This window comes from Neobacillus sp. GCM10023253 (assembly GCF_042653105.1).
GTDB lineage: Bacteria > Bacillota > Bacilli > Bacillales > Cytobacillaceae > Neobacillus > Neobacillus citreus.
This window is the reverse complement of record NZ_JBHSHV010000028.1, coordinates 292,421-309,149: the sequence shown is the minus strand read 5'-3', so window position 1 is coordinate 309,149 and position 16,729 is coordinate 292,421. Positions and strand designations below refer to the sequence as shown.

Annotated in this window: 15 protein-coding genes; 13 read left to right on the top strand and 2 right to left on the bottom strand. The window is 44.0% G+C overall.

The genetic code is table 11. The features are described from left to right. Nucleotides 1-223 precede the first annotated feature (223 nt). Nucleotides 224-1,138 (bottom strand): phosphotransferase, encoded by a 915-nt coding sequence (locus tag ACFPA1_RS26805; protein ID WP_378587637.1) that lies wholly within the window; start codon nucleotides 1,136-1,138, stop codon nucleotides 224-226. A 216-nt stretch (nucleotides 1,139-1,354) separates the two neighbouring features. On the opposite strand from ACFPA1_RS26805, the gene ACFPA1_RS26800 reads away from it, so the two are divergent. Together ACFPA1_RS26800 and ACFPA1_RS26795 are read left to right on the top strand one after the other, a co-directional pair. Then, nucleotides 1,355-1,537, top strand: a complete 183-nt coding sequence (locus tag ACFPA1_RS26800) for a hypothetical protein (RefSeq protein WP_378587635.1) — start codon at nucleotides 1,355-1,357, stop codon at nucleotides 1,535-1,537. Beyond that, nucleotides 1,530-2,954, top strand: coding sequence for an amidase (locus tag ACFPA1_RS26795; RefSeq protein WP_378587633.1), 1,425 nt, complete (start codon nucleotides 1,530-1,532; stop codon nucleotides 2,952-2,954). The genes ACFPA1_RS26800 and ACFPA1_RS26795 overlap by 8 nt, the downstream gene beginning before the upstream one ends. 21 nt (nucleotides 2,955-2,975) lie before the next feature. On the opposite strand, the gene ACFPA1_RS26790 is transcribed toward ACFPA1_RS26795, so the two are convergent. After that, complete coding sequence (locus ACFPA1_RS26790) at nucleotides 2,976-3,878, bottom strand: DMT family transporter (RefSeq protein ID WP_378587630.1); 903 nt, start codon at nucleotides 3,876-3,878, stop codon at nucleotides 2,976-2,978. Between the two features lie 253 nt (nucleotides 3,879-4,131). Here ACFPA1_RS26790 and ACFPA1_RS26785 point away from each other — a divergent pair, with 253 nt between their 5' ends. The 11 genes from ACFPA1_RS26785 (at nucleotide 4,132) to ACFPA1_RS26735 (ending at nucleotide 16,700) form a co-directional block, all read left to right on the top strand. Continuing rightward, the gene (locus ACFPA1_RS26785) at nucleotides 4,132-5,115 is read left to right on the top strand and encodes an ABC transporter ATP-binding protein (RefSeq protein WP_213146358.1); all 984 of its coding nucleotides are present in this window, start codon (nucleotides 4,132-4,134) and stop codon (nucleotides 5,113-5,115) included. Continuing rightward, nucleotides 5,112-6,122, top strand: a complete 1,011-nt coding sequence (locus ACFPA1_RS26780) for an ABC transporter ATP-binding protein (RefSeq protein ID WP_378587626.1) — start codon at nucleotides 5,112-5,114, stop codon at nucleotides 6,120-6,122. Before ACFPA1_RS26785 ends, ACFPA1_RS26780 begins: the two co-directional genes overlap by 4 nt. Continuing rightward, a complete protein-coding gene (locus ACFPA1_RS26775) occupies nucleotides 6,119-6,931 on the top strand; it encodes an IclR family transcriptional regulator (RefSeq protein WP_213146360.1) in 813 nt (270 codons plus the stop codon). Before ACFPA1_RS26780 ends, ACFPA1_RS26775 begins: the two co-directional genes overlap by 4 nt. Nucleotides 6,932-6,946: 15 nt before the next feature. Next, on the top strand, nucleotides 6,947-8,530 hold the full coding sequence (locus ACFPA1_RS26770; RefSeq protein WP_213146361.1) for an ABC transporter substrate-binding protein: 1,584 nt from the start codon (nucleotides 6,947-6,949) through the stop codon (nucleotides 8,528-8,530). A gap of 151 nt (nucleotides 8,531-8,681) precedes the next feature. Continuing rightward, the gene (nikB, locus tag ACFPA1_RS26765; protein WP_378587622.1) at nucleotides 8,682-9,617 is read left to right on the top strand and encodes a nickel ABC transporter permease; all 936 of its coding nucleotides are present in this window, start codon (nucleotides 8,682-8,684) and stop codon (nucleotides 9,615-9,617) included. Continuing rightward, on the top strand, nucleotides 9,614-10,528 hold the full coding sequence (locus tag ACFPA1_RS26760; RefSeq protein WP_378587619.1) for an ABC transporter permease: 915 nt from the start codon (nucleotides 9,614-9,616) through the stop codon (nucleotides 10,526-10,528). The genes nikB and ACFPA1_RS26760 overlap by 4 nt, the downstream gene beginning before the upstream one ends. A 9-nt stretch (nucleotides 10,529-10,537) precedes the next feature. After that, the gene (locus ACFPA1_RS26755; RefSeq protein ID WP_378587617.1) at nucleotides 10,538-13,522 is read left to right on the top strand and encodes a M14 family metallopeptidase; all 2,985 of its coding nucleotides are present in this window, start codon (nucleotides 10,538-10,540) and stop codon (nucleotides 13,520-13,522) included. Nucleotides 13,523-13,681: 159 nt separating this feature from the next. Next, complete coding sequence (gene pcp, locus ACFPA1_RS26750) at nucleotides 13,682-14,293, top strand: pyroglutamyl-peptidase I (protein ID WP_378587614.1); 612 nt, start codon at nucleotides 13,682-13,684, stop codon at nucleotides 14,291-14,293. After that, on the top strand, nucleotides 14,286-15,029 hold the full coding sequence (gene pxpB, locus ACFPA1_RS26745; RefSeq protein WP_378587612.1) for a 5-oxoprolinase subunit PxpB: 744 nt from the start codon (nucleotides 14,286-14,288) through the stop codon (nucleotides 15,027-15,029). The genes pcp and pxpB overlap by 8 nt, the downstream gene beginning before the upstream one ends. Before the next feature lie 34 nt (nucleotides 15,030-15,063). Next, on the top strand, nucleotides 15,064-15,828 hold the full coding sequence (locus tag ACFPA1_RS26740) for a LamB/YcsF family protein (RefSeq protein ID WP_378587610.1): 765 nt from the start codon (nucleotides 15,064-15,066) through the stop codon (nucleotides 15,826-15,828). Then, the gene (locus ACFPA1_RS26735) at nucleotides 15,825-16,700 is read left to right on the top strand and encodes a biotin-dependent carboxyltransferase family protein (protein ID WP_378587608.1); all 876 of its coding nucleotides are present in this window, start codon (nucleotides 15,825-15,827) and stop codon (nucleotides 16,698-16,700) included. The genes ACFPA1_RS26740 and ACFPA1_RS26735 overlap by 4 nt, the downstream gene beginning before the upstream one ends. The last annotated feature ends 29 nt before the right edge of the window (nucleotides 16,701-16,729 follow it).

The following is a 16,729-nucleotide window of genomic DNA, read 5'->3' as shown; positions in this document are numbered from 1 at the left end:
TAGCTTTTAATAAATATATGCAATGAGGAAGCGGAGGGCACTTATCCAATTCCTCTAAAGTCAGCCCATTTTAAGATGCTGAAAATAAATTCCGATAATAACTATAGGATTACTTATTTCAAAATCATAATATGCCGTATTTAAAAAATCAAGAACTTTTTGAATTTTATTCAGGATAAAAAAACGCCTAGAGAATTTATCATTCTAAGCGTGAAAGTTATGGTTAATTGTCTAGTGCCAAACCCAATGCAGTCCGGCCTTCGTTTACTAACCGTTCATCCTTCTGACTATCCCCATACAAAAGCAGCATGATGAGCGAGTAGACTGCTCTAAATCTTGCTATCTTTTTGACCTCAAACGATACGTCACCATATAACTGGAAAAAGTAATCCCTGCCTTCCGCCGGAATAAAACTATACGCTATCGACAAGTCGATCGCCGGACTTCCAATATGGGCATCTCCCCAGTCAATCACCGCTGACACTCTGCCGCTGTCATCGACCAGCATATTTCGAATATGAAAATCACCGTGTACTAATGATTTGCTATCATGCTCAAAAGGTTTCTCAACCGTTGAAAGAAATAACTGCAGCCGCCCTAGTTCATGTCCGCCAATCAAACCTAAATCGACAGCCTTTTCGATGTTTGCTTCCAGCATAGGCTTTCTTTTTAAAATATCAGTCCGACCAAGCTCGTCATAAGGAACGCCGAGCTTTTCCGCTTTGTTTATCGGAAAAGCGTGCAGTGTTTTTAAAAATTGAGCCAATGGTTCTACTGACAGCATCCGCTGTTCTGGAGTTAAGCTGGACAAAGTCTTTCCGCCTAAAAGTTTGTACCCGGAAAATGGCCATAGAAAGCCGCCCTCTGGCATACCTAGAAAAATCGGATCCGGCACCGGGATTGATAGCATTGGTGCCACGACCGGAAGCAGCCGGTTCTCGACCTGAAGCAACTTAACAGCTATTTCCCGTCTAGGAAAACGAAATACAAACTGCTCATTTACCAGAAACACAGAATTGTCATATCCCTCACCTAAAACTTGTATCCTTACAGGTTTCAACTGCGGAAACTGATTTTCAATTAACTCAATCGCTTCTTCCTTCAAAATAACCCTCTCAGGCGACCATGGCACACTCATTCATTAAACCTCCGATTTCATTATACAAATTATATTATTTCTAGCGCAGGAAATATAATAGCCGTTTTAAACAAGAATCGACAACAAGAACTTACAAGCTTTTAATTAGGCGTAAGGTATAGTTTAAATTGAGTGCATCTAAGGTATACAAGCAGTTCTTTATAATAGTTAAAGTTCAAAGACTAATACCAACACTAATTAAGGAGGCTGAGAACCATGAGTGAAAAAATTATTGATCATCTGAAAAAGAAAGGAATTGCTGTACCCGAACACCATATTCAGCCATTATTGGCACAATGGCAATCCTATCAACAATTAAAGAACAACCCGCATCTTGAAAAACTTGCAGACTATAACATTGGTTTAAAACACTTGCCGGGGGGAAATGTGAATGAGTAAAAATTTAGCCGCCATGTCGATTGGGGAAGTAGCCCCGCTGTTACGGGATAAGGAGATTTCTCCAGTTGAATTGACCAAAGCTGTTTTAGAAAATGTTGATCGATACGACGATGAAATCAATGCCTATATTCAAGTTGAAAAAGAAAGCGCTTTAAAATCCGCTGCAACGGCTGAAAAAGATATTCTTCAGGGGAATTATCGCGGCCGACTGCACGGCATACCGATGGCCTTGAAGGATATTTTGTACTTTAAGGACGAGAAAGTCACGGTAGGTTCAAAAATCCACCAGGATTATATTCCGGATCACGATGCAACGGTAGTAAAGAAATTAAAAGAGGAAGGCGTTATTTTTACAGGCAAATTAAATATGCACGAATATGCCTGGGGAGCAACGACAACCAATCCGCATTTCGGTGCGTGCCATAATCCCTGGGATTTAAGCAAAATTCCTGGCGGTTCAAGCGGCGGTTCGGGAGCTGCTGTTGCCGCCGATATGACAATCGCCTCCCTTGGGACAGATACTGGCGGTTCCATCCGAATTCCGGCTTCAAGCTGCGGGATTGTCGGCCTGAAACCAACCCATGGAAGAATCAGCAAGCATGGATGTTTCCCGCTTGCTTGGTCCCTGGACCATATCGGACCAATGACCAAAACGGTGTATGATTCAGCTTTGCTGCTTGAAACTCTTTCCGGTTACGACCCTCAAGATCCGACCTCAGTGGATACTCTAGTGAAAAACTATACCGAGCTGCTATCAGAAGACCTTTCCGGGAAGGTTATTGGCATTAATGAAGAGTACTTCTTTAAAAATGTTGACAAACCGGTAGAGGAAGCAGTCCGCTCAGCCCTTATTCGGCTTGAAAAGCTAGGTGCCAAAATTGAACTAGTCAGGATTCCTACCCTTGCTGCTTCTGAATTTGCCGAGTTAGTCACGATTGTTTCCGAAGCAAGTGCCATTCATCATGCCAATTTGCTCAAGAGGCCTGAGGACTTTGGCGACGATGTTCGCTTCCTGTTGGAATTCGGTGAACTTATTCCGGCAGTGGACTACCTGCAGGCGCAGCAGGTCCGCCTTCAACTAAGCAATGATTTTGCTCAAGCTTTTAAACATGTAGATGCTCTGATTTCGCCTACATTGCCATTCCTGCCGCCTGCTATCGGTGATAATACGGTCGACATTAATGGCAATAAAGAAAGTTTCCTCGACCAGGTTATTCGATTCACGGGACCAGGCAATTTGACTGGACTTCCCGCACTAAGCCTGCCTTGCGGTATCAGCAATGGTCTGCCGGTCGGTTTGCAAATAATGGGTCCTGCGTTTAAGGAAGAAAATGTTTTAAACGTTGCATTTGCAATTGAAAAGCTAAATCTTATGCAAGGGCAGAAGCCAGATTTAACAGGTGTAGTCTCCCATTAAAAAAGAAAGGCCAGACCCCTATTACGGAGAAGTAGTAGGAGTCTGGCCTTTTTTTTCGATTTTTAAATCTACTTTTTCACTTAAAAATGTTGAACCTAGTACGAGGGCACCGCCAATCATCTGTAACCATGTCATGCTTTCGTGCAGGAATAACGCCGCGATGATTACGGCGGAAATCGGGTCAATATAGCTAAGAACTGCAATGGTTTGCCCTTTTAGTTTTTGAATGGAAGTAAAGTACATGAAATAAGCCAAACCCGTATGTACAATACCCAGTATTAAAATAAAAATAATCGAAGTAGAGTTCAATCCAGCAAGGTTAAGCTGCCCTTGCCACAATACATATGGTAACAGTACTAAAGCTCCCGCCATTAATTGAACTAATGTCATTTCAAAACCAGATAGATTTTTAATAAATTTGTTCATTAAAATCACGCTGGCATATAAGGATGCAGCCAAAAGGCCATAGAAAATCCCTAAGGTATGATTGTGTGACCCGCTTCCCCCGCCAGGACCGTTCTGCACGATTAAAAATAAGCCCGCCATAGCCATCACGATACAAATAACCTTCACACCCGTCAGTTTCTCCTTCAGAACCCAAGGAGCTAAAATCATCACAAATATTGGCGCGAAGTAATAACTGATTGTGGCATTTGATATTGTCGTGTACCGATAGGACTCGAATAAAAAAATCCAGTTAAGACCAATTGCCCCGCCTGATAAAAGGAGCAGCACCGCATTTTCTTTCAGCGCCTTCATAGACGGTTTGTGTTTGACTAGAAAACTAGCTAAAAGCAGGAATAGACTGCCAATCACCCCGCGTAAAAAAGCAATCTCACTTGAACTCAAATCAATCTTCTTAACAAACACCCCGATGCTGCCAAAGATGAGCATCGTCATGATTAATCTAAATTTCACACTCATGTAAAACCCTCCCAGATATTCTAATCCAACCACAAACTAGCTAATTTCTCAATATCTAATTGATTGGAAGACCCCTATGTTAATAGAACGGTGAAAAGCTAAAATGCGACAATTTTTACCAAACTATTAATTATTTCGACATTTCTAAATTATTTTCCATCAAATACTATTGAAAATATTCAAATTATTTTATATTATTAAAATCATAAAATGAAATTGCATTTCACAAAATGAAACCGTTAGGAGTGTCATAATGGTTCAAAAAGTGTTAGAGATTGAAAAGTTAAAAGTCGGTATTAATGATGATGGGAATAAAATTGCGATTGTGAACGGAATCAGCTTCTCCCTGAATAAAGGCGAGACACTTGGGATTGTTGGAGAATCGGGATGTGGGAAGAGTATGACATCGCTATCGCTAATGGGGCTCCTGCCGCCTGGCGTGGAGTGGTTCGACGGCGATATCAAAACGGAGAACCTACATTTTAAGGATTTCAAAAAGAAGGATTGGCGAAAAATCAGAGGAAAAAGACTTGCGATGATTTTTCAGGAACCGATGAGCTCGCTAAACCCGGTTTATACAATTGGCCAGCAAATTGTCGAAATGGTTTTAAGCCATGAGAATGTCTCGAAGAAACAAGCGAGAGAACGTGCGCTAGAAATGCTGAAGCTTGTTGGGATTCCAAGACCGGAGCAGGTTCTTGATGAATATCCATACCAGCTTTCCGGCGGGATGCGGCAGAGGGTCATGATTGCCATCGCCTTATCGTGTAATCCGGAAATCCTGATTGCTGATGAACCAACAACGGCTTTGGATGTAACGATTCAAGCGCAAATCCTTGAGTTAATGAAAAAGCTGCAAGATCAATTAAATATGTCGATTGTGTTAATCACACACGACCTTGGTGTTGTGGCTGAAATGTGCGACCGTGTCATCGTCATGTATGCGGGAGAAATCGTCGAAGAAGCACAGGTGGTCGAACTGTTTGACCGCCCAAGGCACCCGTACACGAAAGGGTTATTATCCTCCCTGCCGGATGTGAATGAAGAAAAGGAGTACCTTTCTTCGATTCCTGGCGTGGTACCGGCACCAGGGAAAATGCCTTCCGGCTGCCGCTTTGCCGCACGCTGCCGCTTTGCCCATGAACGCTGCAAGAACACACCGCCATTATTTGAGGTGAACGGTTCAAAGGTAAAATGCTGGCTCTATGAAAATGGTGATTCGGAGGCGGTACTGTGACACAAAATCCAATTTTGCAAGTACAAGACTTAAAGAAATACTTTCCCATAAAGGGTGGGGTTTTTGGCAAGAAGACCATAAAGCAAGTTAAAGCCGTAGACGGAGTTTCGTTCGATGTATTTGAAGGGGAAACCTTTGGAATCGTCGGTGAGTCAGGCTGCGGGAAGAGTACGACCGGACGGACGATTCTTAGATTACTAGAACCGACGAAAGGAAAGATTCTTTTCCAGGGAAGAGATATTGCCGAGCTTTCAAAAAACGACATGCGAAAGCTGAGAAAAGATATTCAAATTATCTTTCAGGACCCGTTTGCTTCGTTAAACCCAAGAATGAAAATTAAAGAAACGATAGAGGAACCGCTGATCAATTTCGGGGTGACCGACCGAAATGAACGGGAAAAACGGGTCTTGGAAGTGGCTGACCAAGTGGGCTTAACCAAGGCGCAGCTAACTAGATTCCCACATGAATTTTCCGGAGGGCAGCGCCAGCGGATTGGGATTGCCCGGGCGCTGATTTCAAAGCCTAAGCTGATTATCGCCGATGAACCGGTTTCGGCCCTTGACGTTTCCATTCAGTCACAGGTTCTTAACCTCATGAGAGATTTGCAGAAAGAGTTTGGACTGACCTATATTTTCATCTCTCATGACTTAAGCGTGGTTAAGCATTTCTGTGACCGGATTGGCGTGATGTATCTTGGGAAAATGGTAGAGGTAGCGGATAAACACCGTTTGTATGATACTCCGCTACATCCATATGCAGAAGCCCTGCTTTCAGCATTGCCAAGTTCCCATCCACTCCAGAAGAAGCAACGGATTATTCTTCAGGGGGATGTCCCAAGTCCTTCTAACCCGCCGAGCGGCTGTACCTTTCATCCGCGCTGCTTTAAGTGCTTAGATGTTTGTAAAACGGAACAGCCAAGCTTGCAGGCGGTTCATGAGGACCATTTCGTTTCCTGCCATTTATATCAAGACGTCAAGGAACAGATTGCTGCAGGTGAATCGCGATGAGTAAAACAGTTAAAAAAGCTTTGCAGCTTCTCGATATTTTTACGGAACAGAAACCTTATTGGAAGCTGGATGAGATTTCTACCTTTACAGGTGTCCCTAAGCCAACCTGTTTGCGCCTGTTAAGAACTTTTGTAGAACTCGGTTATTTAAAAAAGATGACCTTCCAGCAGGAAGGGCTCGTGATTGACGGAGAAAGCTACGGGCTGGGATTGAAATTCCTGGAAATGGGAGAGCGAGTAGCCGGAAGGTTCGATATCCGCCCAATTGCTTATCCTTATATGAAAAAGCTTCAAGAGCAGTTTAATGAGGCTATCCAATTGATTGCCCGAGAGCAGGACGAAGGTGTGTACATTGAAAAGGTAGAAAGTACACTGCCCGTTCGGCTGTACACAAAAGTGGGAAGACACGCCCCGTTATATGCGGGAGCATGCCCGCGTGCCATTCTCGCCTATTTGCCTGAAGAAAAAATACAAGAGATTTTGGACAAGCCTCTGACAAAGTATGCCAGCCAGTCTCCGGCAACGAAAGAGGATGTTCTTCTCTTAATCAAGCAAATACGGGAAAGGGGCTATTCGTACAGCGACTCGGAATTAGAAGAAGGAACTGCGTCGATTGGCGTACCAATTTTTAATAGCAGCGGAGCTGTCCAGTACGCGTTAAGCATTGCCAGTTTTTCAACCAGCCTGCCAAGAGATAAGGTGGATCATTTTGTTGGACCGCTTTGGGAGGCAGCTGCTGAAATTTCCAAGAAATTAGGCTATAACCATCCATATCCATATGGAAAAATGATAGCAACGAATCAATTATAGGGGGCGAGAAAAAGCATGAAGAAGAAATTGTCAGTACTATTTGCACTGTTACTTAGCTTTACACTTGTTTTATCCGCTTGTTCTTCAGGCAAAAGTGAAAAATCCAATGCAGGCTCTTCTGGAAAAAGTAAAGAAGAGAATCCTGTTAAAGACCGTGGAAATGAAATTGTTATCGGTGTTACAAGTGAACCGCAAAACTGGGATCCAATTGATACATTTTTGCTAGATTGGAGCACAGTGGCTACTTCTGTATTTGAAGGATTAGTAGACCGTACGCTAGATTTGAAATTGCAGCCAGGACTTGCAGAAAGCTGGGAATACCTCGACGATAACACACTTCAATTCAAATTGCGTAAAGGTGTTCAATTCCATGACGGCGAGCCATTCAACGCAGAAGCTGTTAAATTTACGTTTGACCGTTTATTAGGGCCAGAAGGACAAAAGGGTCCTCAGTATGCCAACTATAATTCGATTGACCATGTAGAAATTGTGGATGAATATACCGTTAATTTCAAATTGAAATCCAAGGACCCAGTCCTATTAACGAAACTTGCCGGCTACGGTGCTGTTATCGTACCGCCTAAATACATTCAGGAAAAAGGCGACGAGAACTTCAATAACAACCCTGTTGGTACAGGACCATTCAAGATGACAGGCTATAAGCGCGACCAAGAAATCGTGTTAGAAAAGAACCCAAATTATTGGAAACAAGGATTACCGAAGTTAGATAAAGTTACCTTTAAAGTCATTCCGGAATCTTCTACTAGATTAGCAGAACTTCAAACTGGAAAAATCGATATCATGAAGCGTGTCGAAGTGGCCCAGGCGAAAACGGTTAAAGAATCAAGTTTCCTAGAATTGAAAGATGTAGGTACACCAACTGTTTATTCCATGCGTTTTGATACAGCAAAAAAACCGTTTGATAACAAGCAGGTCAGACAGGCGATTAACTACGCTGTGGATAAAGATGCGATTATTAAAGACATCCTATCTGGCTATGGAAAATCAATCAGCACATACCAAAGTGAACTATCATTTGGTAACAACCCAGATCTGAAGCCATATAAATATGATCCGGAAAAAGCTAAAAAATTGTTAAAAGAAGCAGGAGTGAAAGAAGGGACACAAATTGATCTGTTCATTCCTGGTAACGATGCAACATTTAAAGAAATTGCCCAGGCTGTTTCCTTCTATTTAGAAGAAGTTGGCTTAAAGTTAAATATCAATAGTGTAGATAGCACAACATTAATTTCCGATTTGATTCCAAACGGCAAGGCTGGTCATATGTACCGCCAAGGCTGGGGCGGATGGACGCTTGACTTTGATAACACCGCGTACCTGATGTACAGCGAAGGACAGAAATGGAATCCATCCTTTAAAGATGCCAAGGTAGAAGAATTATTGGCTGCTGAACGTTCAACTGTTGACCAAAAAGAACGTGAAAAAATCTTTAAAGAATTAACAGAAGTGCTATATGACTTGGCTCCAGAGCTTAATCTGTACCAAGCAGTAGATTTATATGCCGTCAATAAGCGAGTTCAAAACTTCCAACCGCCGCACGAGGACCGTATGCGCCTGGAAGAAGTATCAGTTAAGTAAAAAATACTGCCCGCTTAACGCTCAGGTCTCCTTATGGGATGCTAAACGCGATGCGTTTTAATGGCTGGATACAAATTCTGATTGGCTTAAAAAAGAGATAGTATGGTCCTCATGCTATCTCTTTCTTTATCAAAGAGGACGGAGGAATAACATGATAGCTTACGTGATTCGAAGATTACTTCACACGGTTTTAGTTGTATTTGCTATATCATTATTAATCTTCTTTTCGATCCGCCTGACGGGGGACCCGGTGACGGTAATGTTTTCCGCAGGTGAACCAACGAAAGAAGCAATAGAAGAAGTAAGAAGAAATCTCGGGCTCGATCAGCCGCTTTATGTGCAATATTTAATCTTTTTAAAAGGACTTGTAACATTTGACTTTGGCGAATCTTTCCGTAGCCATATGCCAGTCATGGATTTAATTATGGAAAGAGCCGGTGCCACATTAGCGCTTGCCATCGGCGGAACAATCGTTTCAATCTTAATTGCCTTTCCGGTTGGAATTATTTCAGCCGTCAAGCGCGGTTCCATCGTCGATTTCTTCGGGCGTATTTTTTCCTTGATTGGTATATCTTTTCCTAACTTCTGGCTTGGAATCATGCTGATTCTGATTTTTGCCGTTAATTTAAAATGGCTGCCTTCTTCTGGTTTTGAAGGACCGCAGCATCTGATTTTGCCATCCATTACATTAGGGATGATTCTGTCCGGTATTTTGGCAAGACTTGTCCGTTCTTCCATGCTCGAGGTCATGAATCAGCAATATGTGTCAACAGCAAAGTCCAAAGGTATTAGCGATTGGTCGGTTATCATCAAGCACGCTTTCCGTAATGCCTTGCTGCCAACCATCACCTTCCTTGGTTTGCAATTTGGCTCCTTGCTCGGCGGAACGGTTATCGTCGAAACGATTTTCTCATGGCCTGGAATTGGACGCTTAATTATCGATGCCATCAACCAGCGTGATTATCCTGTTATTCAAGGCGGCGTTATTTTCCTAGCTGTGATCATGGTCGTAGTGAATTTAATTGTCGACTTAAGTTATTCATTGATTGATCCAAGAATTAAGACCGGAGGGAGTGGACGAGCATGACAACCTTACAGCAGCAGGTTCAGGAGGAGGTTGCCATTCTTCCGAAAAAAAGAACCGTTCTTCAAAGCTTTTGGCGTTTTGTGAAAAAGAATCCGGCCGGCTTTATCGGGATTTTACTTGTTCTTCTCAGTGTGAGCTGTGCGCTGTTTGCTCAATGGATTGCACCGTTCGAGCCAACTAAGGCAAGCCTTTCATCAAGGCTTTCACCGCCGTCCTGGGCAGATGATACCGGCAAATCCGTGTTTCTCCTCGGGGCTGACCAGGTGGGACGTGACCTTTTAAGCAGAATCATTTATGGTGCAAAGATTTCATTAATGGTTGGCTTTTTTGGCGTATTGATTTCCATGATTATCGGAACCATCCTTGGCCTGATTTCCGGTTACTTTGGAAAATGGATGGATGATTTAATCATGCGGGTTGCCGATATTCAATTAGCCTTTCCGTTTATCCTGTTTGCAATTGTTATTATGAGCGTCCTTGGAACGGGTATTTGGAAAATTATCCTTATCCTAGGATTAACGTATTGGGTCGGCTTTGCCCGCCTCATCAGAGGACAGGTTATTTCGCTGAAGGAACAGGAATATATTCAGGCAGCGAAAGCAATCGGCGGCACCCAGTTTAGGATTATCCGCAAACATATTTTACCGAATGTCATGTCATCAATTCTCGTGCTTGGAACGATGTATATTGCGGAGTTTATTTTATTGGAAGCATCGTTAACATTCTTAGGCTTGGGCGTTGACCCGACCGTTCCTTCTTGGGGAGGAATGCTTGCCGACAGCCGGAACTATGTCACAACCGCTTGGTGGACGGCGACTTTCCCAGGGATTGCGATTATGTTGACTGTTTTAGGATTCAATTTACTTGGAGACTGGCTCCGAGATAAATTTGACCCGAATATGAAGATGTAGGTGATGGTCATGAATAATATTCTGGCGATTTGGACGAAGGATGGACTTCTAAGGGATAAAAATGGCGATGGTGTGGTTGACGGAGTTTCTGTTTTTATCGATTTGCCAGAGGGATTGGCGCCGGAAGGTTTAATCGATTTCAGTGCCCGTCTGGGATTTGAAACTACTTCCCTATCATTCACCTTTTTTGAACCAAGCGAAGAGGCTGTGAATATCCGTTTTGTCGGTTCAAGTTCAAAAACAGAAGCACGATGGGAAAACGAAGAAATTTCTTTTTCTTATAAAAATGAATCGGAATTGTCATTGCTCCTTCAGTTACTTGCAGCGATGAAGCCGGAAGCCGGGATGGACAGTCCGGTTGTTGAATTAAGAGACGGCCACTTATATGCAGGTACCGACTTGATTGCGGTGAACTGGGGCTGGGAAGAGGTGAGCCAAACCGGTGCTGAATCAGAACCTAAAGTTTATTCTGATATCCACAGCCTCAGCCATCTTTGGAGTTTTTCCGGGTTTGGAAAAAATCAGGAAGCCTCTCCTTCGAAGCTACTAAACTTAAATATATCAGTTGAAAAACCATTTATGACAACAAGTGTATTACCTGAAATTTGTCATTTTGCAGCTAGAGCTGCCATGTATTCTACGAGTATCGTTTTTCCGATTACGGGGAATCAGGCTGCCCGGTTTCAGTTTGATATAAAAGAGGGCTCTGATGCAGCGGTGCTCGAGCTTTTAGAATCAAACCAACTCCGCTTAACCGGGAAGAGGGAAGCACTGCCTGCCGCTCTGAATGAATTGGCGAAAGCTAAGCATTGGAGTGAAGGAGGAGCATTTGGCTATTGGGAACAGGAATATCTATTATCCCAGAAAAAAGAAGCCCCGCTTTTGTTTGAATCGGTATGGTCCGGTGAGCGGGAAGTGGATTTAGCATTCAAGGTATTAGAAGCATCCAAGAATCTTGAGGCAGTGAATGTTGAGATTTTCTTATCGGAACCATTAGAGGTGAGAAACCGTCTGGTGGCTGAGTGGAAAGCAATTTTCCCTGCTATTCACTCCCTATCCATCCGCTCCGCCTTTAAGCCTGGTTTTCATTGGATGATGGAAGAGGTTCTGCCTTCCTTACAAACGGCAGGGGAGACCATTACGAAAATGGATATTTATGTGCGGGAGGAACAAGGGGAGATGGGCCTTGAGCTTCCGATTCGCTGGATTCAAGAGCTGTATCCTGTAGACCGCTGCCTGGAAGAGAAGCTCGGTCTGAAGGCCGATTGTGTCCATTTCAAGCTGGTGAAGGACCTTGACCATACATATGAGGTCCATATATGGAATGAGAAAGAGGAAAAGCAGCTTGCAGGCTGTTTGGATGTCCCTGTATCCAAGCTTCTTTACCTAGATTATCAGCGTTACGTTTATCCTGTTTCAAGTGTTGTTCGCATCAGTGGTGATGGAGGACGTGAAGAAGAACATCTTATTCAAACGGACCGAGAACGATTTTACTGTTATTATGTCGAAGAAGTGCTGCCGAAGCTTAGAAAAGAAGTTTCGAAGTACAATCCCGGCCAGGGCCGCAACCGTCCATTATTCGACCGAATTGAAATCGATGTCTGGATGAGTGAAGAGGAACAGAAGCTTGGAGTGGAAGAGGAACGTATTTCTTCACTGGAAGCTCTCCACGAAGACCTATATTTTAATACGCTCGATTATTTTGCCTATATGGGAGAAGAACTGGAAGGTAAGTCGTTTGATGCACCTGGGGGCGTTCATCCATTTATGCATGTAAGAGTCGGCGAAAAGCCGGAAGCTCAGATTCGCGTGTACAAATGGGAAGATAAGCCGCTGGAAAACTTAGTGACAAAAGCGATTTCCTTTACGGAAGATGGCAGGTTCTCTCAAGCCGTCATTACCAACGGGGAAGTGGTCGTAAACCTGGAGATTAAGGAGTTTGAAAAACCGACTGAGCATATACATCCCGATGTTCAACAGTGGCTGAACACGCCATCACCATATCGTATTGTCTATCCGGACTACTCCTATCTAGGAAAGGCGATTCCGGTGATTGAGTGTTTCTTGGATGCTGGTGAAGAGTTCTATTCTCCTTTGAAAATGTCTCTTTTTAAAAAGACGGTGTTCATTGAAGCGGGACATCATTCGAATGAGGTATCCAGTACACCTGCGATCCTTCAGTTTATCAATCGTGCCGTGGCTGAATATGAAAACTGGCTGAAGGAAGTCAACGTGGTGATCCTTCCATTGGCAAACCCAGATGGATACGAATTGCTGACCAAGCTGACGGAAGAGCATCCGGAATGGAAGCATCATGCGGCCAGGTACAATGCGGTAGGTTTGGAATATTCCTTGGTTCGCTTCCATGAAACGGTTTTTGGAGAAGCTAATATTTATCCGGAAGTGCTGAAGAGATGGGCTCCTGATGTCATCATTGATGATCACGGCATCCCTTCACATGAGTGGGTACAGCCGTTTGCTGGCTATAATAGTCCGCCGCGTTTCCCGGTATCTTACTTTTTGCCAAGTGCGAAAATCTATGGCATCGCTCGGTTATCGAACGGAGAGTATCGGACTCTGCATGAAGATAATGTAGATAAAATTGTTGGTCAGATCAGCAGTCGAATTCGTGGGACGCTGATTGAGGAAGAGAATGGATACTGGCAGGGGCGTTTTATAAAGTACGGAAACCAGTGGTTGCCAAATGTTTTTCCAATTGAGGAGGCGCCGGGGATTCATTTCTATCGCTCTGCTTCGGTGGCACCGTCGTATAGGACAATTGGAATCTCTAGGTACCCAGAGTGGATTGCGGCCGAAATCATTTCTGAAACAGCGGATGAAGTGATATACGGTGAAGTGCTTCAAAGCTGCGTCGAAGCGCATATCGTCTTTGATTTAGCGATTTTGGAGGCTCTTCAAAAGGCTGAAATCGAGGTTAAGCGTGATGACCGAAACGGCTTCGGTTTGGAACGGAACAGGCCGATTCGTCTATAAAGTACATGGTTATTTTAAGATTCGCAGATATATTTGGAAATTCGCGGATAAAATGAAAAAAACGCAGATAAAATTGAAAATCCGCAGATATATGTATAAAATTCGCAGATATCTTTTAAAAAAGCAATTTTTTTATAAAACCAGGGGGAGGGTTTTGCAATGAAAACACTTTTACTAACAGGCTTTGAACCGTTTCTATCCTTTACGATCAATCCAACAATGCGAATTGTGGAAGAACTGAACGGCCAGGAAATTGGCGGCTACAAGATCCAGGGTGAAATCTTATCGGTAGATTTTAAGAAAGCGGGGAAACAGCTGTTGGAACACCTAGAAACAATCAAGCCGGACGCTGTGATTTCCTTAGGCTTAGCGGGCGGCCGCTTTAAAATGACACCGGAGCGAATCGCCATCAATGTCAATGACGGAGAACCAGACAACAGTGGCAACACCCCTGTCGATGAAGCGATTCAGGCTGAAGGCGCAGACGGCTACATGACAACCCTGCCGATTCGGACCATGGTCAACCAATTGAAGGAGGCAGGTCTGCCGGCTGAAATCTCTAATACAGCAGGAACGTATTTATGCAATCATGTTATGTATCAAAGCCTGCATTATGCAAAAACACAAAACATGAAAATGCCTTCAGGTTTTATTCATATTCCTGCCTCCCATGAGCTGGCGATTCAACACGGAAAGATCCCAAGCTGGTCGCATGAGGATTTAAAACGGGGGATCTACACTTGCATTCAAGTGTTAGCGGAACATGAGTAACACGAAAGTTATTTTTCCAAGAGTAAACATCACGGGGGAACGCAGCATTCGCTTTGCCTTCAGCAATCAGGTTGGGAAAGAAATCTTTAACCAGGTGCAAAGCTTCTGTCACATGTTGGAAAAAGAATCTTTTTTAATTGAAGAAGTGGTCCCAAGCTATCACACGGTAACGGTTTATTTAAAGAAGGATTTGGAAAAAAAAGAACCCTTCATTCAGTCGGTACTGGCAAAATGGGAACATCAATCAAAAGAGAAACCAGACTGGAAATCTAGAAAACTGCAAATTCCCGTTTGCTATAGTGAAGAGTTTGCTCTGGACATGGAAAGAGTGATGGGGCATACAGGATTGCGGGACAGCGAGATTATCTCACTTCACTCCCAAACGGAATATACGGTTTACATGATTGGCTTTTTACCGGGATTCCCCTACCTTGGAGAATTGAATCCAAAATTGACGACACCAAGGCTTCCGAACCCGCGGGCAAAAGTGCCAAAGGGGACGGTTGGTATTGGCGGCAGCCAGACGGGAATTTATCCGATTGAATGTCCTGGGGGATGGAACATTATCGGAAAAACACCGCTTGAGATTTATCGGCCTGACCGGGAGGAACCGTTTTTTATTCGTACGGGAGACACGCTTCAGTTTACAGCAATCTCCCAAACTGAATTTAGCGCCATACAAGTGCAATTAGCAAAGCATCCTGAATCTATCAGTGAGTTTATCGTAGAGAATTAGAAAAAGGGGATTTTTAGAAGGGAGGGGCTCCTGAGTGAGAATCGATATAAATGCAGATATGGGGGAAAGCTTCGGCGCCTATACCATTGGCGATGATCAGAATCTGTTTCAATATATTACATCTGCCAATATCGCCTGCGGCTTCCATGCCGGAGATTATAACGTGATGAACGATACGGTGAAAAAAGCAAAGGAAAACGGCGTGGCGATTGGCGCCCACCCGGGGTATCCGGACCTTCAAGGATTCGGCCGGAGAAACCTGCAGATGACACCGCGGGAAATTTATAATTGCATGGTCTATCAAATTGGGGCACTAAAAATGTTTGCCCAGATTCAGGGGATGGCTATACAGCATGTGAAGCCTCACGGCGCCTTATACAATACGGCGGCTGAGAATCCGGCAGTGGCAAAAGCCATCGCTGAAGCTGTGTATGATACGGTTCCGGATGCTTATTTATTTGGGTTGTGCAATAGTGAACTTGTGAAGGCCGGAAAAGAAGCAGGCTTGAAAACAGCTTCCGAAGCGTTCGCGGACCGACAATATACGGATGACGGACGGCTATGTTCAAGGCTTTTGCCGAATGCTGTTTTGAAAAACCATGATGAGATTTTGCAACAGGTGAAGGAGATTATTTTCCATAAGCGGGTGAAGGGTCTTTCAGGAGGCTGGATTCCTTTGCAGGCAGACACGATTTGTTTCCATGGGGATGGGGCAAATGTGGTTGAACATACCGCACTGATTCGCCAAGCTTTAGAAAAGGAAAATGTTTTTGTCCGGTCAGTAGGAGCACCTGCATGATTCCTTTATTGAAGGTTCGAAAGGCTGGTGTCTACGGATCCATTCAGGATAAAGGAAGGTTCGGCTTTCAGCGCTTTGGCGTTCCTGTATCTGGACCGATGGACGCCTATGCATACGAAATGGGAAATTACATCTTAGGGAATCCAGCCAGCAGTCCGGCGCTGGAATTGTTCTTAGGAGGACAGGAATTCGAGGCTTTGTCGGATCATCGAATCGTAATAACAGGGGCGGATCTAGGGGCCAAGGTGGACGGAAAAGCTGTTCCGCTCTGGAAAACCTTTTCGATTCATCAAGGGCAGTCATTAAAGTTTACTAGTCCTAATAAAGGCAGTATCGCCTATGTGTTTCCTGAAGGTGGGTTCCATTCAGAAGAACTGTTGGGCAGCGCATCGGTTTATCCAAAAGGGCTTCTGGGAAGTTCCATTAAGAAGGATGGTATCCTCTACGCGAAGAAAGAGAAATCGACTGGGTTTCATCGAGGGTTGATTCCAAGTGAAATCCCGGATTACTCGGATGAGGTAGAGGTTAGTGTCTGGATTAGTCCACATTCAGAGATGTTTGTACCGGAAAGCTTACAGGAATTTTTCCAAACTCCGTATACGATGAGGAGCGGGGACCGGATGGGATACCTCCTTAAAGGTCCTGAGTTAAGGTTTAAAAACGGAGGAGATATCCTCTCGGAAGCCACTCAATTTGGGACGATCCAAGTTCCTAACAGCGGTCAGCCGATCATCCTAATGGCCGACGCCCAAACGATCGGCGGCTATGCCACAATCGGAAAAATTGCCAAAGAGGATATATGGAAGATCGCCCAGCTTCGTCCGGGCGGCAAAATCCGCTTTAAAATTAGAGGTCAGGACCCATCGCTTTAACGGGAAAGTGAAGCGGGAGCCTGACCCTT